The organism is Mitsuaria sp. RG (assembly GCF_028369275.1).
Taxonomy (GTDB): domain Bacteria; phylum Pseudomonadota; class Gammaproteobacteria; order Pseudomonadales; family Pseudomonadaceae; genus Aquipseudomonas; species Aquipseudomonas peradeniyensis.
This window is the reverse complement of the sequence record NZ_JAQMYQ010000003.1, coordinates 125,652-143,801: the sequence shown is the minus strand read 5'-3', so window position 1 is coordinate 143,801 and position 18,150 is coordinate 125,652. Positions and strand designations below refer to the sequence as shown.

At 60.1% G+C, this 18,150-nt stretch carries 13 protein-coding genes; 1 reads left to right on the top strand and 12 read right to left on the bottom strand.

The window, feature by feature from the left end; all coding sequences use genetic code 11:
• Positions 1–233: 233 nt before the first annotated feature.
• The 3 genes from POF53_RS03140 to rffA are packed head-to-tail and all read right to left on the bottom strand — an operon-like array spanning position 234 to position 3,566.
• Positions 234–1,142: a glycosyltransferase gene (locus POF53_RS03140; RefSeq protein ID WP_232856428.1), complete on the bottom strand. Its 909-nt coding sequence runs from the start codon at positions 1,140–1,142 to the stop codon at positions 234–236.
• Entirely contained in the window at positions 1,142–2,440 is a 1,299-nt protein-coding gene (locus tag POF53_RS03135; protein WP_498966325.1) for an O-antigen translocase, read from the bottom strand. The genes POF53_RS03140 and POF53_RS03135 overlap by 1 nt, the downstream gene beginning before the upstream one ends.
• The gene (rffA, locus tag POF53_RS03130; RefSeq protein WP_234562419.1) at positions 2,430–3,566 is read right to left on the bottom strand and encodes a dTDP-4-amino-4,6-dideoxygalactose transaminase; all 1,137 of its coding nucleotides are present in this window, start codon (positions 3,564–3,566) and stop codon (positions 2,430–2,432) included. Before rffA ends, POF53_RS03135 begins: the two co-directional genes overlap by 11 nt.
• Positions 3,567–4,357: 791 nt before the next feature.
• Between rffA and POF53_RS03125 the strand changes: the two genes are divergently transcribed.
• A complete protein-coding gene (locus POF53_RS03125) occupies positions 4,358–5,230 on the top strand; it encodes a methionyl-tRNA formyltransferase (protein WP_232856431.1) in 873 nt (290 codons plus the stop codon).
• A 168-nt stretch (positions 5,231–5,398) separates the two neighbouring features.
• Here POF53_RS03125 and POF53_RS03120 read toward each other — a convergent pair whose 3' ends face one another.
• The 9 genes from POF53_RS03120 to gyrA form a co-directional block, all read right to left on the bottom strand.
• Complete coding sequence (locus POF53_RS03120; RefSeq protein ID WP_254463854.1) at positions 5,399–6,448, bottom strand: LPS O-antigen chain length determinant protein WzzB; 1,050 nt, start codon at positions 6,446–6,448, stop codon at positions 5,399–5,401.
• A 594-nt stretch (positions 6,449–7,042) separates the two neighbouring features.
• Positions 7,043–7,336, bottom strand: a complete 294-nt coding sequence (locus tag POF53_RS03115) for a lipopolysaccharide assembly protein LapA domain-containing protein (protein WP_498966322.1) — start codon at positions 7,334–7,336, stop codon at positions 7,043–7,045.
• Positions 7,323–7,619, bottom strand: a complete 297-nt coding sequence (ihfB, locus tag POF53_RS03110) for an integration host factor subunit beta (protein ID WP_203647627.1) — start codon at positions 7,617–7,619, stop codon at positions 7,323–7,325. Before ihfB ends, POF53_RS03115 begins: the two co-directional genes overlap by 14 nt.
• A 323-nt stretch (positions 7,620–7,942) precedes the next feature.
• On the bottom strand, positions 7,943–9,619 hold the full coding sequence (gene rpsA, locus POF53_RS03105; RefSeq protein WP_046856619.1) for a 30S ribosomal protein S1: 1,677 nt from the start codon (positions 9,617–9,619) through the stop codon (positions 7,943–7,945).
• Between the two features lie 123 nt (positions 9,620–9,742).
• On the bottom strand, positions 9,743–10,429 hold the full coding sequence (gene cmk / locus POF53_RS03100; RefSeq protein WP_203647628.1) for a (d)CMP kinase: 687 nt from the start codon (positions 10,427–10,429) through the stop codon (positions 9,743–9,745).
• A complete protein-coding gene (locus POF53_RS03095) occupies positions 10,426–12,666 on the bottom strand; it encodes a bifunctional prephenate dehydrogenase/3-phosphoshikimate 1-carboxyvinyltransferase (RefSeq protein WP_203647629.1) in 2,241 nt (746 codons plus the stop codon). Before POF53_RS03095 ends, cmk begins: the two co-directional genes overlap by 4 nt.
• 95 nt (positions 12,667–12,761) lie before the next feature.
• The gene (gene pheA, locus POF53_RS03090; RefSeq protein ID WP_028690825.1) at positions 12,762–13,856 is read right to left on the bottom strand and encodes a prephenate dehydratase; all 1,095 of its coding nucleotides are present in this window, start codon (positions 13,854–13,856) and stop codon (positions 12,762–12,764) included.
• The gene (gene serC, locus POF53_RS03085; RefSeq protein ID WP_498966318.1) at positions 13,856–14,941 is read right to left on the bottom strand and encodes a 3-phosphoserine/phosphohydroxythreonine transaminase; all 1,086 of its coding nucleotides are present in this window, start codon (positions 14,939–14,941) and stop codon (positions 13,856–13,858) included. Before serC ends, pheA begins: the two co-directional genes overlap by 1 nt.
• Positions 14,942–15,172: 231 nt before the next feature.
• Complete coding sequence (gyrA, locus tag POF53_RS03080; protein WP_498966316.1) at positions 15,173–17,935, bottom strand: DNA gyrase subunit A; 2,763 nt, start codon at positions 17,933–17,935, stop codon at positions 15,173–15,175.
• Positions 17,936–18,150 lie beyond the last annotated feature (215 nt).

The following is an 18,150-nucleotide window of genomic DNA, read 5'->3' as shown; positions in this document are numbered from 1 at the left end:
TGGCGCCTCGAAGACAGGAAATTTCCTACGCAAGCCAAAGAAAAATCAAACCATCCCACCGCGCTCCGCAAGTTCACCTGAAGACACTGGAGGCTTGACTGGACGCCCAGACCGAAAATGCTGGACCTCCCCCCCTCAGCCTGCACATGGCCTACGGCCTGACTGAAGCATCACCGCCCGAGCGGGCGGCGCTTGTACATCAGGAGCACGCATGAAACACGAGCGGCTTGCGCTCAGCGAACCTTCTCCTCGGGCCCGACCAAGCGGCGAACCTGAACCGCCTGAATAAACTTCCGAGGTCGAAAATAGAAGATATTCTTCAGACCGAACGCCAGGTTCTCTGGCAGTACCTTGCGTGTGGAACGTGCCATCGCCAAGAAAGTCACAAGGAAGTTCGCGTACAAATCCGTGCGCAATTCCGGGTGACTGTCAAAGTAATCCGCAACGTCTCTAAAGTAAATCCTGTAGGCCTTGGTACGCCCCGCCAAGGTGGACAGATAAGAACCATTACCCGGATTGCAGCGATACATGACCAATGGCTTGTTGATGAACACACCGCGCCCGGAAGGAATCATGGTGTCCATCGCAAAGTACCACTCCATCGACTCCTGGGCAGCGGTCACCTTGCGAGCGGAACGGCGGTAGGCATAAGCACTGTGGACGCAAGTCGAACCCCAGCGGGCCAGCTCCGGCAGCGAAAAGAAGGTGTGATAAGGCGCCTCCTCTCCGGGATAGGGCGGTATTGACTGATAACTGCGATCATCAGAAAAGTACACAGCCTTGTGGAAAACGATGTTGACATCAGGGTACTGGACAAAAAGATCGTACTGTTCCTGGAGCTTCCCACTCATCATGATGTCATCGCCATCAAAGTGAAAAACCACATCCCCTGTCGCCAAGGCATGAACGGCATAATAATTATTTGACACACCCACATTTTGCTCACGCAAAACCAACTTCAAGCGTCCCGGGTGCTTTTCAGCACATTCCCTAATAATACGCTGGGTACTATCGGTCGAGCAGTCATCAGAAACAATCACCTCAAGGTCAAAATTGACTTCCTGACCCAGGATACTTTCGAGACACTCTGCAATATAGCGCTCCTGATTGTAGCAGGAGACAACCACGGTTGCGCTCAACATCAAACCACCCTTTTCGTATAAATATAAAAACCAATGACAGAGCAGGCGAAATAAATAATATTCATTGCCAGGTGCGCAATGAATACGCCCTGCAGCCCCCACCCCTGCTTCAATGCCAGGGTACTGAACAGACAGAACAGGACCCCTTGACTTATCTCACCCAGCACATAGATCCGGGTCGCAGCCTTGGCGACCACCACAAAACCTATGACGTAGGAAGTCACCCTGAACAGGTCTCCCAGCAACTGATACTGGATAAAATCACCCAGCTCGGCAAAATCGGCTGACAACAATAGCGGAATGAAGAAGCTGCGCAGTCCGTAGAAGCCAATCGCACCCACACCAAACAGGCATATCGCCAGCACCATGAACTTGCGAACCACCGCCGCTACCTTGAGCCGATCCTGCAAGCCCGAAACGATCGGAATGAAGTACGCCGCGAGAAAGACCACGAAGAACCCCATGTAGGCACTGGACAGCTTGAGCGATGCCTGCCAGAGCCCGGCCGCTTGCAGCCCCGCATTCTCCAGCAACAGATTACGCACAACAATTTCTACAAGCGGTACGCTCACCGCGCCGACAGCAGCCATCAGCGTGAAACCCGAGAGCTTTGCAAATTGCGGCCGGTAGGCGATACGCCAGCGCACATGCCTACGCAGCCTTGAGCGGGCAAAGAAATACAACGCCGGCAGGCTGTATGACAAATAAAATACGATAATCGACAGCGCCGCCCCGACCAGGCCGAACTGACGGATCAGCAACCACGCCAGGGGTAGCGTGAGCAGATTACCCACGATCTGTATGGTCGCGTAAACCCGGGTTTCATGCAGGCCATTGGCAGTGCCATTGACGATATTGGTAAATGCGAAACCGAACTGCGCAACCCCCAGCACCACCATCAGCCAGGCGTATTCTCCCCCCAGCAAATAATGAGACAGAGGGCCGCTGAAGACTATCGTCCCCAGCAGAATCAGCGTGCACAGTCCCAGCGAATAGAGTCGCGCCCCTGCAAGAAACCGAAGCATCTGCTTCGGTTTGTGCCGATACTCGGCGACGTACTTGATGACACCGTTCTGGATCCCGCCGCCGGCCAGCAACGACAGGAACAGAACAGCGCTCATCAAGTTACCGAGCGCACCCAGCCCTTCCACCCCCAGGTAGACCGCGACCAGCTTCAGGAACAGAAAACCCACCAGAATTTTCGACAGATGGGACGCTGTCGTGAATAGCGCGCCGGCGAGCACCCCTATACGCTTGCGAACCGATTCGACTTCATCGCGAGAGGCGCTATTCGACATCGATCGATTTCACAACAGCATCGATGACCTGCTGAACTTCTTCATCAGACATGGCAATCCACAGCGGCAGGCGGAGCAGGCGCTCGCTTTCCCGGGTGGTGTGGTTGTCCACGCCATGGAAGCGCCCCAGGGACTTCCCGGCTGGCGCCGAATGCAGCGGAATATAATGGAACACCGCGCCGATACCCAGCTCGCGCAACCGGCTCAGGACGCTGGTTCGATGCTGAAGATCCCGCACCTTCAGGAAGAACATATGGGCATTGAAACGGCACCCCTCAGGCACAACACCTAGCTCGACGAGCCCTTTGCCCACCAGCGGCTGGAACGCGTCCCAGTAACGCTGCCAAATGGAAAGGCGCGTCTGGTTGATTTCATCGGCCTTCTCGAGCTGGCCGTAGAGATAGGCAGCCTGCAGCTCGCTTGGCAGATAACTGCTACCGACGTCTACCCAGGTGTACTTGTCGATCATCCCGCGGAAGAACTGGCTGCGATTGGTCCCTTTCTCGCGGATGACCTCCGCACGCCCGATGAACTGAGGATCATTGATAAGCAACAACCCACCTTCACCGCCACTGGTGTAGTTTTTTGTCTCATGGAAGCTGAACGCTGCCATGTGCCCGATGGTCCCCAGGGCTTTACCATGGTAAGTCGACATCATTGCCTGGGCTGCATCCTCGACCACATAGAGGTTGTGGCGCTTGGCGATATCCATGATGACGTCCATCTCACAAGCCACACCGGCATAGTGCACAGGAACAATCGCCCGAGTACGCGGTGTGACAGCCGCCTCGATCAAGGTCTCGTCAATGTTCATCGTATCGGGACGCACATCGACGAACACGATGGTCGCACCGCGCAAAACGAAGGCATTCGCCGTACTGACGAACGTATAGCTGGGCATGATGACTTCATCACCCGGCTTGATATCCAGCAGCAGCGCCGCCATTTCCAGCGCTTGCGTGCAGGAAGGTGTCAGCAAGGTCTTGTGACAGGAAAACCGCTCTTCAAACCACTGTTGGCATTTATGGCCATAAGCACCATCCCCGGACATCTTGTCGCTGCGCATGGCGGCCAGTACATGAGTGTCCTCGTTCCCGATATGAGGTGGCTTGTTAAATGGAATCATCTTCTAGTCCTTCAAGAGCGGCTTTTTCAGCGACAATACGTAAGTGCCGCACAACTAAACCAAGCTGACAACAACCTGCTTAAACACCGCGAAGATAATTGATCGCGACATCGCCAATGTACTTGCAACAAAGCCCCCTTCAAGGGTGCCTTCACGACTCATGCACAATGAGCCTTCCGCTCCGCGCAGCATTGTATGCTTGATGCCTCATCGCGTTACAGAACATCTCATTAAGCCTACGGACCGACTCCGACCTCCTGCCTGGAAAATTCGATCCCCCAGCATCATCTCCTTTTCGCCTGGCTCGCCTTCAGTTGACCTCACATTCGAAACCTGTCACTCCCGGCAGATTCATGGCAAAGGCTGGCTGAGCCGATTGAACGGAACATTACTTCAACGCCGCATAGGCGGTCACGTCGGATTGTTCAGATTTTTCCCATGCGAAAGAGCTTTTAACCTCGGTGATTCTGCCAATTTCCTGCAATAATTCAAGAGCCAATCACCGATGCACCTCGCCAGCAGGACCTCAAGAAACGCCCTCCGGACACCCCACCTTTCCCTGTGAATACTGCTCCAGACAGCGACCCCAGCCCAACGCCGGCGGGCAGCATTCGCCCTTCAGCCACCCCAACAATGGAGGCCACAGGGCTTGCGGGCGTCGAGAAATCAAAGCTACCCTTCCCAGGCAGGTATCGCGCCCGGCACCGAGTCCGTCACATGAGCACAGCGACGCAGCCGCACAGGCGAGCAATCTCAGGGCACCCAACACCCCATCCGCACCGAGAATCACAATGCTTACAATTTTTGCAATGACCGAGAAGGGCCTTGCCTTCACCGAACAGGCCACCTCGAAATTCAAGGATATAATATCGCTAGTTGTCATCGGCCAAGACAGCGCCGTGGCAAATGACTACTCGGAACAGATTGCAGAAACATGCAAAGCCGCCGGCGTCGAGTTCATTTTCAAGAAAGACCACAGCCAGGTAACAAGCGAATATGTCATCGCCATTTCATGGCGCTGGCTGATCAAGCACCCCACCGACAAGCTGATTGTCTTCCATGATTCGCTGCTACCACGCTATCGTGGGTTTGCCCCCTTGGTAAATGCACTGATCAACGGAGAGAAAGAAGTCGGCGTGACGGCACTCTTTGGTGCCAGCGAGTATGACCGCGGCGATATCATCCAACAGGCGTCAACTACACTCCAATACCCCATCACCATAGCAGAAGCAATTACCGCCATTAACGCCTGTTATCTGGAATGCGGGATGGCCGTACTCTCGACACTTGCCAGCGGTAACAAGCCGACGGCAAGTGCACAAGATCACAGCCTGGCCACCTACAGCCTCTGGCGCGACGATGACGACTATCAGATCGATTGGTCACTGCCCGCTTCAACCATCCGCCGCACGATTGATGCACTCAGCACCCCGTACCGCGGCGCGTTCTGCCGAATCAACGGTACTCCCGCGCGCATTCTGGCGGCAGAAGAAGTAGAAGACGTCACGATCGAAAACCGCGACATCGGAAAAGTCATTTTCATCGAGGATGGGCTGCCGGTGATCGTCTGCGGAACAGGCCTGCTGAAAGTACTGAAGTGCCGCGACGACAACACGTCCGAGGACCTGCTCCCCCTCGCCAGATTCCGCTCACGTTTCAGCTGAAACACCGCACCAGGCACCTCCGGAAAAGAGCAGCCCAGATCCATGGCGCTCTTTTCGCCTCCACACACCGGCACTTAGAAAGGTGCTACGAAGAAACCAGTTCCACCTGGCGCTCTTCGTAGCACAACATGCGTACCGCCCGAGCATTCGGGCCACGAAAGACGCTCGTTAATTGTGCAAGGCTCGCCTGCGGATGAACAGGACACGCAGCACCGCCATACCAATCCCGAGCACGCCACCCGCGACCAAGCCGAGAATACCAATGATCTTCCTGTTGGGTCTTACCGGCTCATCCGGCAAATCAACAGCCCCATCCTGCCGGTAGACCTTCACAGCCTCCCCAGCGACCTGCAAGGACTGGTAGAACGCCAACGATTCCTGACGCTCGCGAAGATTGCGCACGAACGGATCATCAGAGGTACGATTGCGCAAATTGTCGATCTCAGCCTCCAACGCCTTGCTACCGCGCATGTAGATGAGCGATCCCTCCATACCTGCGGAGACTTCGCCAGAGAGGTTGTTCGCAATAATTGGCGGCCTTTCCAAGCCGATCGTTCGAGCCACTCTGAGCGCCTCGGTAAGCTGGACAAGCTGATCCTCGCGCAGCTTTCTCGCACCTTCCCGCGCGATGTTTATCTCCTGCTCGAGATTCTTCGCCTTGACCTTGGCGTCGGTCATTACATTTTCGACAATTTCATCTTCCCCCAGCCGCCCGGCCATTTCGACGTAGCGAGCCGCCCAATCGACAGCCCGCTTCGGATCCGAGGCCTCGACCTTGATGAAATGCCTGTCCGCCCCTTCCCTGGATACCTGCCCCAAGGAGACCGCCGACAGATAGCGATCATATTGCTCATCCTGGGAGCCGCGGCGACGAGCCTCAGGCAAGGCTGGCAAGTAGGTTTCACGGAAGAACTTGCGTCGCAATGACTCCGACTGCAAGTTGCGCAGGTAAACGTCAAAAACATCCTTGACGGTCAACATGACCAGGCCAGAACCCCCACCCCGCCCATAGTTCAACTGGGCGATATCATTCGAGGTGGGTGGCTGCACAAAAACCTTGACTTCGTATACAGGTTCCGCCAAGTAGGCATATAGCAAGGCGCCTGCTGCTACAAGTCCGGTCACAAGACCAATCAACAGCTTTTGCCCCCACAATGCCTCGGTCAGCTCAAACAGATCAATCTCATCACCACTCAGGCGCTCACGTTCATTGCGCATTTATTCTATTTTTCCTTGGGTCCGTCTGCATTGCATGAGTCACTGCACAGTAGAAATCCAGATTCACCTGGCTGGTGTTTGGCAATCTGGATTATCGATACACTTCCACAACCAGCAGCCTTCTATAGAGAAAGCAAGCCGCAATTAGTTCCGACCACCCGACCAACGCCCCGCAGCCCATCAACATCATAGGACGCGGGCGTGACACTTTGAACGCAATGAACAGCCTAACCTTGGCACCCACCTGGACACGGGCGTAGCTGGAAATGCCCTTCACGCACTCGTCAGGCAACACCGTCCATGGACGATAAACGGCCCAAAGCCTTGCCCTTGCCAATAGTGGTCAGACTGGTAACTCATTGTAAAGAGTAGACCATCAGGAACAGATGGCAGGTAGCATCGCAATATGGCCGAGCGCGCCATGAGAACCCCAAAGGCACTGCTGGCAGGCCTTGAGCGGGGCAATGAGGAGGGATCACCAAGACATCCATTCTTCCGAATCCTTCAACAGGCAAATTGACAAGCGAGGAATTACCTCACTTCTCAAGCTGCATTCAAATACGGAAAACTCTTAGTAACTTGTAGGAAATATCTTCAAGCTTCAGTACGCACGCCTTTCCGGCCACGTTCGCGAAGCTGGCGCCGCCCTCGCGCCACACCATAGGCACCCAGCATCGGCCCCACGGCCAAACCAATAACCAATGCCACCAACACCAACACTGCCACCGGCACGGACGGCGCCGACCAGCCAAAAAGCACCAAGGATACGGACTGCTGGTTCTCCAGCACAAAGAACAATACGACAGCCGCCAATAGCAGCACGAACAGCACCACCAGGGCGCGCTTTAGATTACGCATCAGGCCGCTCCTCCATTCAAGGGTGCTCATGCTCATCTTCATTGACCCGATCACGCAGCTCCTTGCCGGGCTTGAAGTGCGGCACATACTTGCCTTCGAGGCTGACCGACTGGCCGGTCTTGGGATTGCGCCCTACCCGCGGCGCGCGGTAGTGCAGGGAAAAGCTGCCAAAGCCACGGATCTCGATACGATCCCCGGTCGCCAGGCACTGCGACATCTGCTCGAGCATGGTCTTGATGGCCAGCTCGACGTCCTTGGACGAGAGCAGCCCCTGATGGGTGACAATACGTTCGATCAGCTCCGACTTCGTCATATTTTTCCCTTCGTTATCAAGCAGCTAGATCATTGCTTAATCAGTTTGTAGCACGCTCCGGCGGATTTGAACAGGGTGGTTCTTGACTAAACAAAAAAATTCAAGATAAGGCCCCGCACGGGCGACCCCCACCCCACACGAACGCGAGCGCACTGCGGCGCGACTTTGCCGGCGAGCGGTAAAGCCTACTGCTCGTACACCGCTCACGAGCCCAGAAACATCTACAAACCCTGTAGGAACAATCTGCTTCTGCTCGACCAGGCAAATCGCAGGCACAAAAAAGGGCGACCCGAGGGTCGCCCTTTTTACCGATCAAACAGAACTCAGTTCTGCTTGGCCATTGCTTCGCGCAGCAGCGCAGCCATGGTGGTATCGGCAGCCGCTTCCGGAGCGTTTTTCAGGCTCTGGATGGCTTCGCGCTCTTCAGCGTCGTCCTTCGATTTGATGGACAGGCTGATAACGCGGGACTTGCGGTCGACGCTGATGATCTTGGCTTCGATCTCTTCGCCTTCCTTCAGCACGTTACGGGCGTCTTCAACGCGGTCACGGCTGATTTCGGAAGCTTTCAGAGTAGCTTCGATGTCGTCGGCCAGGGTCACGATAGCGCCCTTGGCGTCAACTTCCTTGACGATACCCTTGACGATAGCGCCCTTGTCGTTGACAGCAACGAAGTTGGAGAACGGATCGTCTTCCAGCTGCTTGATGCCCAGGGAGATGCGCTCGCGCTCTGGGTCAACCGACAGGATGACGGTTTCCAGCTCGTCGCCCTTCTTGAAGCGACGCACGGCTTCTTCGCCAGCTTCGTTCCAGGAGATGTCGGACAGGTGAACCAGACCGTCGATGCCGCCGTCCAGGCCGATGAAGATACCGAAGTCGGTGATCGACTTGATGGTACCGGTGATCTTGTCACCCTTGTTGAACTGGCCGGAGAAGTCTTCCCATGGGTTCGATTTGCACTGTTTGATACCCAGGGAGATACGACGACGCTCTTCGTCGATGTCCAGAACCATGACTTCCACTTCGTCGCCAACCTGAACGACTTTCGACGGGTGGATGTTCTTGTTGGTCCAGTCCATTTCGGAAACGTGCACCAGACCTTCAACGCCTTCTTCCAGCTCAGCGAAGCAGCCGTAGTCGGTCAGGTTGGTGACGCGAGCAGTCACGCGGGTGCTCTCTGGGTAACGGGCTTTGATAGCAACCCATGGGTCTTCGCCCAGTTGCTTCAGACCCAGCGAAACGCGGTTGCGCTCGCGATCGTACTTCAGGACCTTGACGTCGATCTCGTCACCAACGTTGACGATCTCCGACGGGTGCTTGATACGCTTCCAGGCCATGTCGGTGATGTGCAGCAGACCATCGACGCCGCCCAGGTCAACGAACGCACCGTAGTCGGTGAGGTTCTTGACGATACCTTTGACCTGCTGGCCTTCCTGCAGCGATTCCAGCAGAGCTTCGCGCTCGGCGCTGTTTTCGGCTTCCAGGACGCTGCGACGGGAAACGACAACGTTGTTGCGCTTCTGGTCCAGCTTGATGACCTTGAATTCCAGCTCTTTGCCTTCGAGGTGGGTGGTGTCGCGCACTGGGCGGACATCAACCAGGGAGCCCGGCAGGAACGCACGGATGCCGTTAACGTCGACAGTGAAGCCGCCTTTAACCTTACCGTTGATAACGCCCTTGACCACTTCTTCAGCAGCGAAAGCAGCTTCCAGAACAATCCAGCACTCGGCGCGCTTGGCTTTCTCACGGGACAGCTTGGTTTCGCCGAAGCCGTCTTCGACCGCGTCCAGCGCAACGTGAACTTCGTCACCAACCTTGATGGTCAGTTCGCCAGTTTCGTTGTAGAACTGCTCGAGCGGGATGACACCCTCGGACTTCAGGCCAGCGTGTACGGTAACCCAGTCGCCGTCGATGTCGACAACGATACCGGTGATGATTGCACCCGGCTGAAGATTGAGGGTTTTCAGGCTTTCTTCAAAGAGTTCTGCAAAGCTTTCGCTCATTTTAATTCCTGTAGATTCGGGCGAAAAAGACGCCCATAGCCACATTCCAGACAATGTGGGTTTCGTTAAGTTAAGAAGCGCTGACAGGACGTTGACTGGTGCCCCTGCCCGCTCTCCTCTCCATCAGGCCAGGTCGCGCAGGGCGAGCTCGCTTCTGATGCGTTGCAGCACCTGCTCGATGGACAACTCCGTGGAATCCAGCTGAATGGCATCGGCCGCCGGCTTGAGCGGGGCCACTGCGCGCTGGGTGTCACGCTCATCGCGCGCACGGATCTCATCTAGCAGACTTGACAGACTAACATCTTCACCCTTGCCCTTCAACTGCAGGTAGCGGCGACGGGCACGCTCCTCGGCACTGGCGGTGAGGAACACCTTGAGCGGCGCGTCGGGGAACACCACGGTACCCATGTCGCGACCGTCGGCGATCAACCCCGGGGCCTCGCGGAAGGCGCGCTGGCGCTGCAGCAGCGCTTCGCGCACGGCCGGCAGCGAGGCGACCATCGAGGCGCCGGCGCCGACGGTCTCGGTACGGATGACGTGGCTGACATCCTCGCCCTCGAGAATGATCTGCTGCAGCTTGCCCGGCTCGGCGGCGATGAACTGCACATCCAGATGGGCGGCCAGGGCCTTGAGCAGCTCTTCGTTGGTCAGGTCGACACCATGGTTGCTGGCGTTGAACGCCAGCAGGCGGTAAAGCGCGCCGGAGTCCAGCAGCTTCCAACCCAGCTCGCGGGCCAGCAGGCCCGCCACGGTACCCTTGCCCGAGCCGCTCGGCCCGTCGATGGTGATGACCGGTGCTTGGGAATTCACGACTTGCCCTCTTCGGCGACGCGGATGCCGACTTCCTTGCACAGCGCCAGGAAGTTGGGGAACGACGTGGCGACGTTGGCGCAGTCATGAATCACGATCGGCGCGCTGGCGCGCAGCGAGGCGATGCTGAAGGCCATGGCGATGCGGTGATCGCCGTGACCGTGCACTTCGCCGCCGCCGATCTGGCCGCCGTCGATGATGATGCCGTCCGGGGTCGGCTCGCACTTCACGCCCAGGGCGATCAGGCCGTCGGCCATCACCTGGATGCGGTCCGACTCCTTGACCCGCAGCTCTTCGGCGCCACGCAGCACGGTGCGCCCTTCGGCGCAGGCGGCGGCGACGAACAGCACCGGGAATTCGTCGATGGCCAGTGGCACCAGGTGCTCGGGAATATCAATGCCCTTGAGCTTGGCGCCGCGCACGCGCAGGTCGGCTACCGGCTCGCCGCCGACTTCACGCTGGTTCTCCAGGGTGATGTCGCCGCCCATCAGGCGCAGGATGTCGATCACGCCGGTGCGGGTCGGGTTGATGCCGACGTGCTCCAGAACCAGCTCGGAACCTTCGGCGATGGACGCCGCCACCAGGAAGAACGCCGAGGAGGAAATGTCCGCCGGCACTTCGATGCGGGTGGCGGTGAGCTTGCCGCCGGACTGCAGGGAGGCCACGGCACCGTTCGACTCGACCGCGTAGCCGAAGCCGCGCAGCATGCGCTCGGTGTGATCACGGGTCGGCGCCGGCTCGGTGACGGTGGTGGTGCCTTCGGCGTACAGGCCAGCCAGCAGCAGGCAGGACTTGACCTGGGCACTGGCCATCGGCAGAGCGTAGTTCAGCGCCTTGAGCTTGTGCCCGCCACGAATGGTCAGCGGCGGACGCCCTTCAGGGCCCGTCTCGACCACCGCGCCCATTTCGCGCAGCGGATTGGCCACGCGGTTCATCGGGCGCTTGGACAGCGAGGCGTCGCCGGTCATGGTGGTGTCGAACGACTGCGCCGCCAGCAGGCCGGACAGCAGGCGCATCGAGGTGCCGGAGTTGCCGACGTACAGCGGCCCGGGTGGCGGCTTGAGGCCGTGCAGGCCAACGCCATGGATGGTCACGCGGCCGTGGTGCGGGCCTTCGATGACCACACCCATGTCACGGAAGGCCTGCAAGGTGGCCAGGGCGTCCTCGCCCTCGAGGAAACCTTCCACCTCGGTGGTGCCTTCGGCCAGCGAGCCGAGCATGATCGAGCGGTGGGAAATCGACTTGTCGCCAGGTACGCGGATCCGTCCGGACACGCGGCCACCCGGTTGGGCCAGGAAAATCAGATCGTTGGCGTTCATAGCGTCCACATAGGCCCGGCGGGCCAGGATTTTACTGAAATGCTCGCGGGCAACCCGGGCGCGAGTGAACACGCCCAGCAATTGGTGCCCGTCCCCAGCATCGACCGCGTCGCGCAAGGCGTCGAGGTCGCTGCGAAATGTATCGAGAGTGCGCAGGACCGCCTCGCGGTTGGCGAGGAAGATGTCGTGCCACATGATCGGGTCGCTGCCGGCGATTCTCGTGAAATCGCGAAAGCCCCCCGCAGCGTACCGGAAGATCTCCAGGTTTTCATTGCGCTTGGCCAGCGAATCGACCAGGCCGAAGGCCAGCAGGTGCGGCAGGTGACTGGTGGCGGCCAGGACTTCGTCATGGCGCTCCACCGGCATGTGCTCGACATCGGCGTCCAGCGCGCGCCAGAGGCGATCGACCAGGTGCAGCGCTTGCGGATCGGTTTCCGCCAGCGGCGTGAGGATCACCTTGTGGCGACGGAACAACGCGGCATTGGAAGCCTCCACGCCACTTTGCTCGGAACCGGCGATCGGGTGTCCGGGCACGAAGCGCGGCAGGCGCTCGGCGAACGCTTCGCGAGCGGCGCGCACGACATTGCCCTTGGCACTGCCCACGTCAGTGATCACCGCGTCACCCAGGTCGAGCTGGGCGAGGCGGGCCAGGACTTTCTCCATGGCCAGGATCGGCACCGCCAGCTGGATGACGTCGGCGCCGACACAGGCGGCGGCCAGGTCGGCCTCGCAACGATCGACCACGCCCAGCACCACGGCCTGCTTGCGCGACTCGGCATCCAGATCGACGCCGACCACTTCGCGGCACAGGCCGCTTTCACGCAGCCCCTTGGCGAAGGAGCCGCCGATCAGGCCGAGACCGACCACGACCAGGCGACCGACAATCGGTGCGGATTTGTTTGTTACAGCATCAACCACGAGTGCGAACCCTGTTCAGAAATCAAGACAGCCTGTAAGCCCATCGCGGGACAAGCCTGCTCCCACGAGGCCCGCGATGAACCTTGAAACATACGTCAGAGCACCGCCTTCGGATACGACCCCAGCACCTTCAGCGCCACAGCCTCCTGGCTGATCTGCTCCAGCACCGCCTTGATCAGCGGATCGCGGTGATGGCCGACGAAGTCGATGAAGAACACGTAGGTCCACTTGCCGCTGCGCGACGGACGGGTCTCGATGCGCGTCAGGTCGATGCCGTTCTCGTGGAACGGTACCAGCAGTTCATGCAGCGCGCCCGGCTTGTTGCTCATGGAAACGATGATCGAGGTCTTGTCGTCACCGGTCGGCGGCACTTCCTGGCTGCCGATCATGAGGAAGCGCGTGGAGTTGTCCGGGCGGTCCTCGATCTTCTCGGCCAGACGGGTCAGCCCGTACAGGTTGGCCGCCATGTCACCGGCGATCGCCGCCGAATTCCACTCGCCCTTGACCCGCTTGGCCGCCTCGGCGTTGCTGGAGACAGCCACGCGCTCGACGTTCGGGTAATGGGCATCCAGCCACTTGCGGCACTGGGCCAGCGACTGGGCATGGGAGTAGATGCGGGTGATGCTGTCGGTCTTGGTGTTCTCGCCCACCAGCAGGTGGTGGTGGATACGCAGCTCCACCTCGCCGCAGATGACCATGTCGTGCTCGAGGAAGCTGTCCAGCGTATGGCTGACCGCGCCCTCGGTGGAGTTTTCCACCGGCACCACGCCGAAGTTGACGGCACCGGCCGCCACTTCGCGGAACACCTCGTCGATGGCCGCCATCGGACGGCTGACCACGGCGTGACCGAAGTGCTTCATGGCCGCCGCCTGGGTGAAGGTGCCTTCCGGGCCGAGATAGGCGACTTTCAGCGGCTCTTCCAGGGCCAGGCACGAGGACATGATCTCGCGGAACAACCGCGCCATCTCTTCGTTGTCCAGCGGCCCCTTGTTGCGCTCCATGACGCGCTTGAGCACCGCGGCTTCCCGCTCGGGGCGATAGAACACCGGCGCCTCGCCTTCGGCCAGCGACGCGGTCTTGACCTTGGCCACTTCCTGGGCGCAACGGGCGCGCTCGCTGATCAGCTCGAGGATCTTCTCGTCGAGGCTGTCGATGCGCACGCGCAGGGCCTTGAGTTCCTGGTCGGACATCAGCCGTGCTCCTTCTCGAATTCAGCCATGTACTGCACCAGCGCCTCGACGGCCTCCAGGCCCAGGGCGTTGTAGATCGACGCGCGCATGCCGCCGACCGAACGGTGCCCCTTGAGGTTGAGCAGGCCACGGGCGTCGGCGCCGGCCAGGAAGGCCTTGTCCAGGCGCTCGTCGGCCAGGCGGAACGGCACGTTCATCCACGAACGGGCGTTGTGGCTGATCGGGTTGGTGTAGAACTCGCTGGCGTCGATGAAGCCGTACAGGCGGTCCTTCTTGGCGCGGTTGCGCTGCTCCATGGCCTCGACGCCACCCTGCTCCTTGAGCCATTCGAACACCAGGCCCGAAAGGTACCAGGAATAGGTGGCCGGGGTGTTGTACATCGAACCGTTGTCGGCCGCGATCTTGTAGTCGAGCATGGTCGGGCAGCTGCTGCGGGCGTGGCCCAGCAGGTCTTCACGGACGATCACCACCACCAGGCCACTGGGGCCGATGTTCTTCTGCGCGCCGGCGTAGATCATGCCGAACTGCGACACGTCGGTCGGACGCGAGAGGATGTCGGAGGACATGTCGACCACCAGCGGCACGTCGCCGGTCTCGGGCACCCAGTCGAACTGCAGGCCGCCGATGGTCTCGTTGGACGCATAGTGGACGTAGGCCGCGTTCTTGCTCAGCTGCCACTCGTTCTGGCCCGGGATGGCCAGGTAGTCGTAGGGCTTGGCGCTGGCGGCGACGTTGACGTTGCCGAAGCGACGCGCTTCCTCGATGGCCTTCTTCGACCAGATGCCGGTCTCGATGTAGTCGGCGGTGCCGTTCTCCGGCAGCAGGTTCAGCGGAATCTCGGCGAACTGCTGGCTGGCGCCGCCCTGCAGGAACAGCACCTTGTAGTTGGAGGGGACGGACAGCAGGTCGCGCAGGTCCTGCTCGGCCTTTTCGGCGATGGCCACGTAGTCGTCGCTGCGATGGCTCATTTCCATCACCGACAGACCCTTGCCGCGCCAGTCCAGCATTTCGGCCTGGGCACGCTGCAGGACAGCATCGGGAAGCGCGGCGGGGCCGGCGCAGAAGTTAAAGGCTCGTTTGCTCACATCCACTCTCGCTCTGCCAAATAGAACAAATCGTAAATCTTCGATGCCAGCGGAAACCCTGTGGGAGCGGGTTTACCCGCGAACAAGGGCGAAGCCCTTGCCATGCACCGCGGTGTCTTCTTCGCGGGTAAACCCGTTCCCACAGGTTATGCGACCAACCTGCGGATCGGGCCAGGCCCTTATCAGTCAAACGGGGCGACCTTGGTCGCCCCGTTCGGGTTGTTGCTTCGGTTATTCCTGAGGCGCCTCTTCGGCACCGGCGTTGTCCTCGCCCGCCGCATCGAGCGGGGCGCCCTCCTCGTCCGTCTCGACCAGGTCGTCGAGCTCTTCCTCGGATGGCTCCTGGACACGCTCCAGGCCTACCAGCGTTTCGTCGGTGGCCAGCTTGATCAGCGTCACACCCTGGGTGTTACGGCTCAGGCTGGACACCTCGCCGACCCGGGTACGCACCAGGGTGCCCTGGTCGGAAATCAGCATGATCTCCTCGCCTTCCTGCACCTGGATGGCGCCGATCAGCAAGCCGTTGCGCCCCTTGGTGCCCATGGCGATCACGCCCTGGCCGCCACGGCCGCGACGCGGGAACTTGGACAGCGGGGTGCGCTTGCCGAAGCCGCGCTCGGAGGCGGTGAGGATCTGCGCGCCGGACTCGGGAATCAGCATGGAGATGATCTGCTGACCCTTGCCCAGTTTCATGCCGCGCACGCCACGGGCGGTACGGCCCATTTCGCGGACCACGCTCTCGGCGAAGCGGATCACCTTGCCGGCGTCGGAGAACATCATGACTTCCTTGGCGCCGTCGGTGATGGCCGCGGCGATCAGGGTGTCACCTTCCTTGAGCTTCAGGGCGATCAGGCCGTTGGAGCGCGGACGGGCGAACTGCACCAGCGGGGTCTTCTTCACGGTGCCGGAGGCGGTGGCCATGAAGATGTAGGCGCCGGTCGGTTCGGCGGCCCACTCAGGGGTGTCGCCGTCTTCCTCGTCGATCTCTTCGGTTTCCACCAGCTCGCCTTCGATCACGCTGTCGTCGCTGTCTTCCAGCTCCTCGTCGGGATCTGCGTGCTGCTGCAGCGCCTCCAGGTCGATCTGCAGCATGGCGGTGATGCGCTCACCTTCCTCCAGCGGCAGCAGGTTGACCAGCGGACGACCACGTGCGGCGCGAGAGGCCTCGGGGATTTCGTAGGTCTTCTTCCAGTACACCTTGCCCTTGCTGGAGAACAGCAGCAGGGTAGCGTGGCTGTTGGCGACCAGCAGGTGCTCGATGTAGTCCTCGTCCTTGACGCCGGTGGCCGACTTGCCCTTGCCGCCGCGGCGTTGGGCCTGGTACGCGGACAATGGCTGGGTCTTGGCGTAACCACCGTGGGAGATGGTCACCACGCGCTCCTCTTCCGGGATCATGTCGCCGTAGTTGAGGTCGTGGCTGGCGTTGAGGATCTCGGTGCGGCGGACATCGCCGTACTCGGCGCGGATCGCTTCGAGTTCTTCGCGGATTACTTCCATCAGGCGCTCGGCGCTGCTGAGGATGCGGATCAGCTCGCCGATCTGCTCGAGGATCTCCTGGTACTCGGCCAGCAGCTTCTCGTGCTCCAGGCCGGTCAGGCGGTGCAGGCGCAGCTCGAGGATGGCCTGGGCCTGCTCCGGCGACAGGTAGTACTTGCCTTCACGCAGGCCGTACTGCTCCGGCAGGTCTTCCGGACGGCAGGACTCGGCGCCGGCGCGCTCGACCATGACCTGCACCGCGCTGGATTCCCAAGCGGTGCTGATCAGCGCTTCCTTGGCTTCGGACGGCGTCGGCGAGGCCTTGATCAGGGCGATGACCGGGTCGATGTTGGACAACGCGACCGCCTGACCTTCGAGGATATGGCCACGCTCGCGGGCCTTGCGCAGCTCGAACACGGTGCGGCGGGTGACCACTTCGCGACGGTGGCGAACGAACGCTTCGAGCAGGTCCTTGAGGTTCAGCAGGCGCGGGCGACCGTCGATCAGCGCGACGATGTTGATGCCGAACACGCTCTGCAGCTGGGTCTGCTGGTAGAGGTTGTTGAGCACCACCTCCGGCACCTCGCCGCGACGCAGCTCGATGACGATGCGCATGCCGTCCTTGTCGGACTCGTCGCGCAGCTCGGTGATGCCTTCGATCTTCTTCTCTTTGACCAGCTCGGCGATCTTCTCGATCAGCCGCGCCTTGTTCAGCTGGTACGGCAGCTCGGTGACGACGATCTGCTGGCGGCCACCGACCTTGTCGATGTCCTCGATCTCGGAACGGGCGCGCATATAGATGCGGCCACGGCCGGTGCGGTAGGCCTCGATGATGCCCTGGCGACCGTTGATCTGGCCGGCGGTGGGGAAGTCCGGACCCGGGATGAACTGCATCAGCTCATCGACCGTGATGTCGGAGTTGTCAATCAGCGCCAGGCAGCCATCGATCACTTCGCCGAGGTTGTGCGGCGGGATGTTGGTGGCCATGCCCACGGCGATACCGCTGGAACCGTTGACCAGCAGGTTGGGGATCCTGGTCGGCATGACCGCCGGGATCTGCTCGGTGCCGTCGTAGTTGGGCACCCAGTCGACGGTTTCCTTGTGCAGGTCGGCCAGCAGCTCGTGGGCCAGCTTGGACATACGCACTTCGGTGTATCGCATGGCCGCGGCGTTGTCGCCGTCCACCGAACCGAAGTTGCCCTGGCCATCGACCAGCAGGTAGCGCAGCGAGAAGGGCTGGGCCATGCGCACGATGGTGTCGTACACGGCGGTGTCGCCGTGCGGGTGGTACTTACCGATCACGTCACCGACCACACGGGCGGATTTCTTGTACGGCTTGTTCCAGTCGTTGCCCAGTTCGCTCATCGCATACAGAACGCGGCGATGCACGGGCTTCAAGCCGTCACGCGCATCGGGCAGCGCTCGCCCGACAATAACGCTCATCGCGTAGTCGAGGTAAGACTGTCTCAGTTCGTCTTCGATATTGACCGGGAGGATTTCTTTGGCCAGTTCGCCCATGAGAAGCCTGATTCCTTTTTCTGGTGAAACTTCGCCTGATCCCTCGAAGGACGAACGAAGCTCGCCGCCGCAGCGCATATAGGGTGCGACGACTTACGACAAATCAATGAGTTGTGACATGGATCTGCGCAATGAAGGCCGCCGTAAAGAGCAGCCTTGGAAACTGCCGGATGGTATCACAAACACGGGACGCATGGGAGATGTGGCAGGTTGCC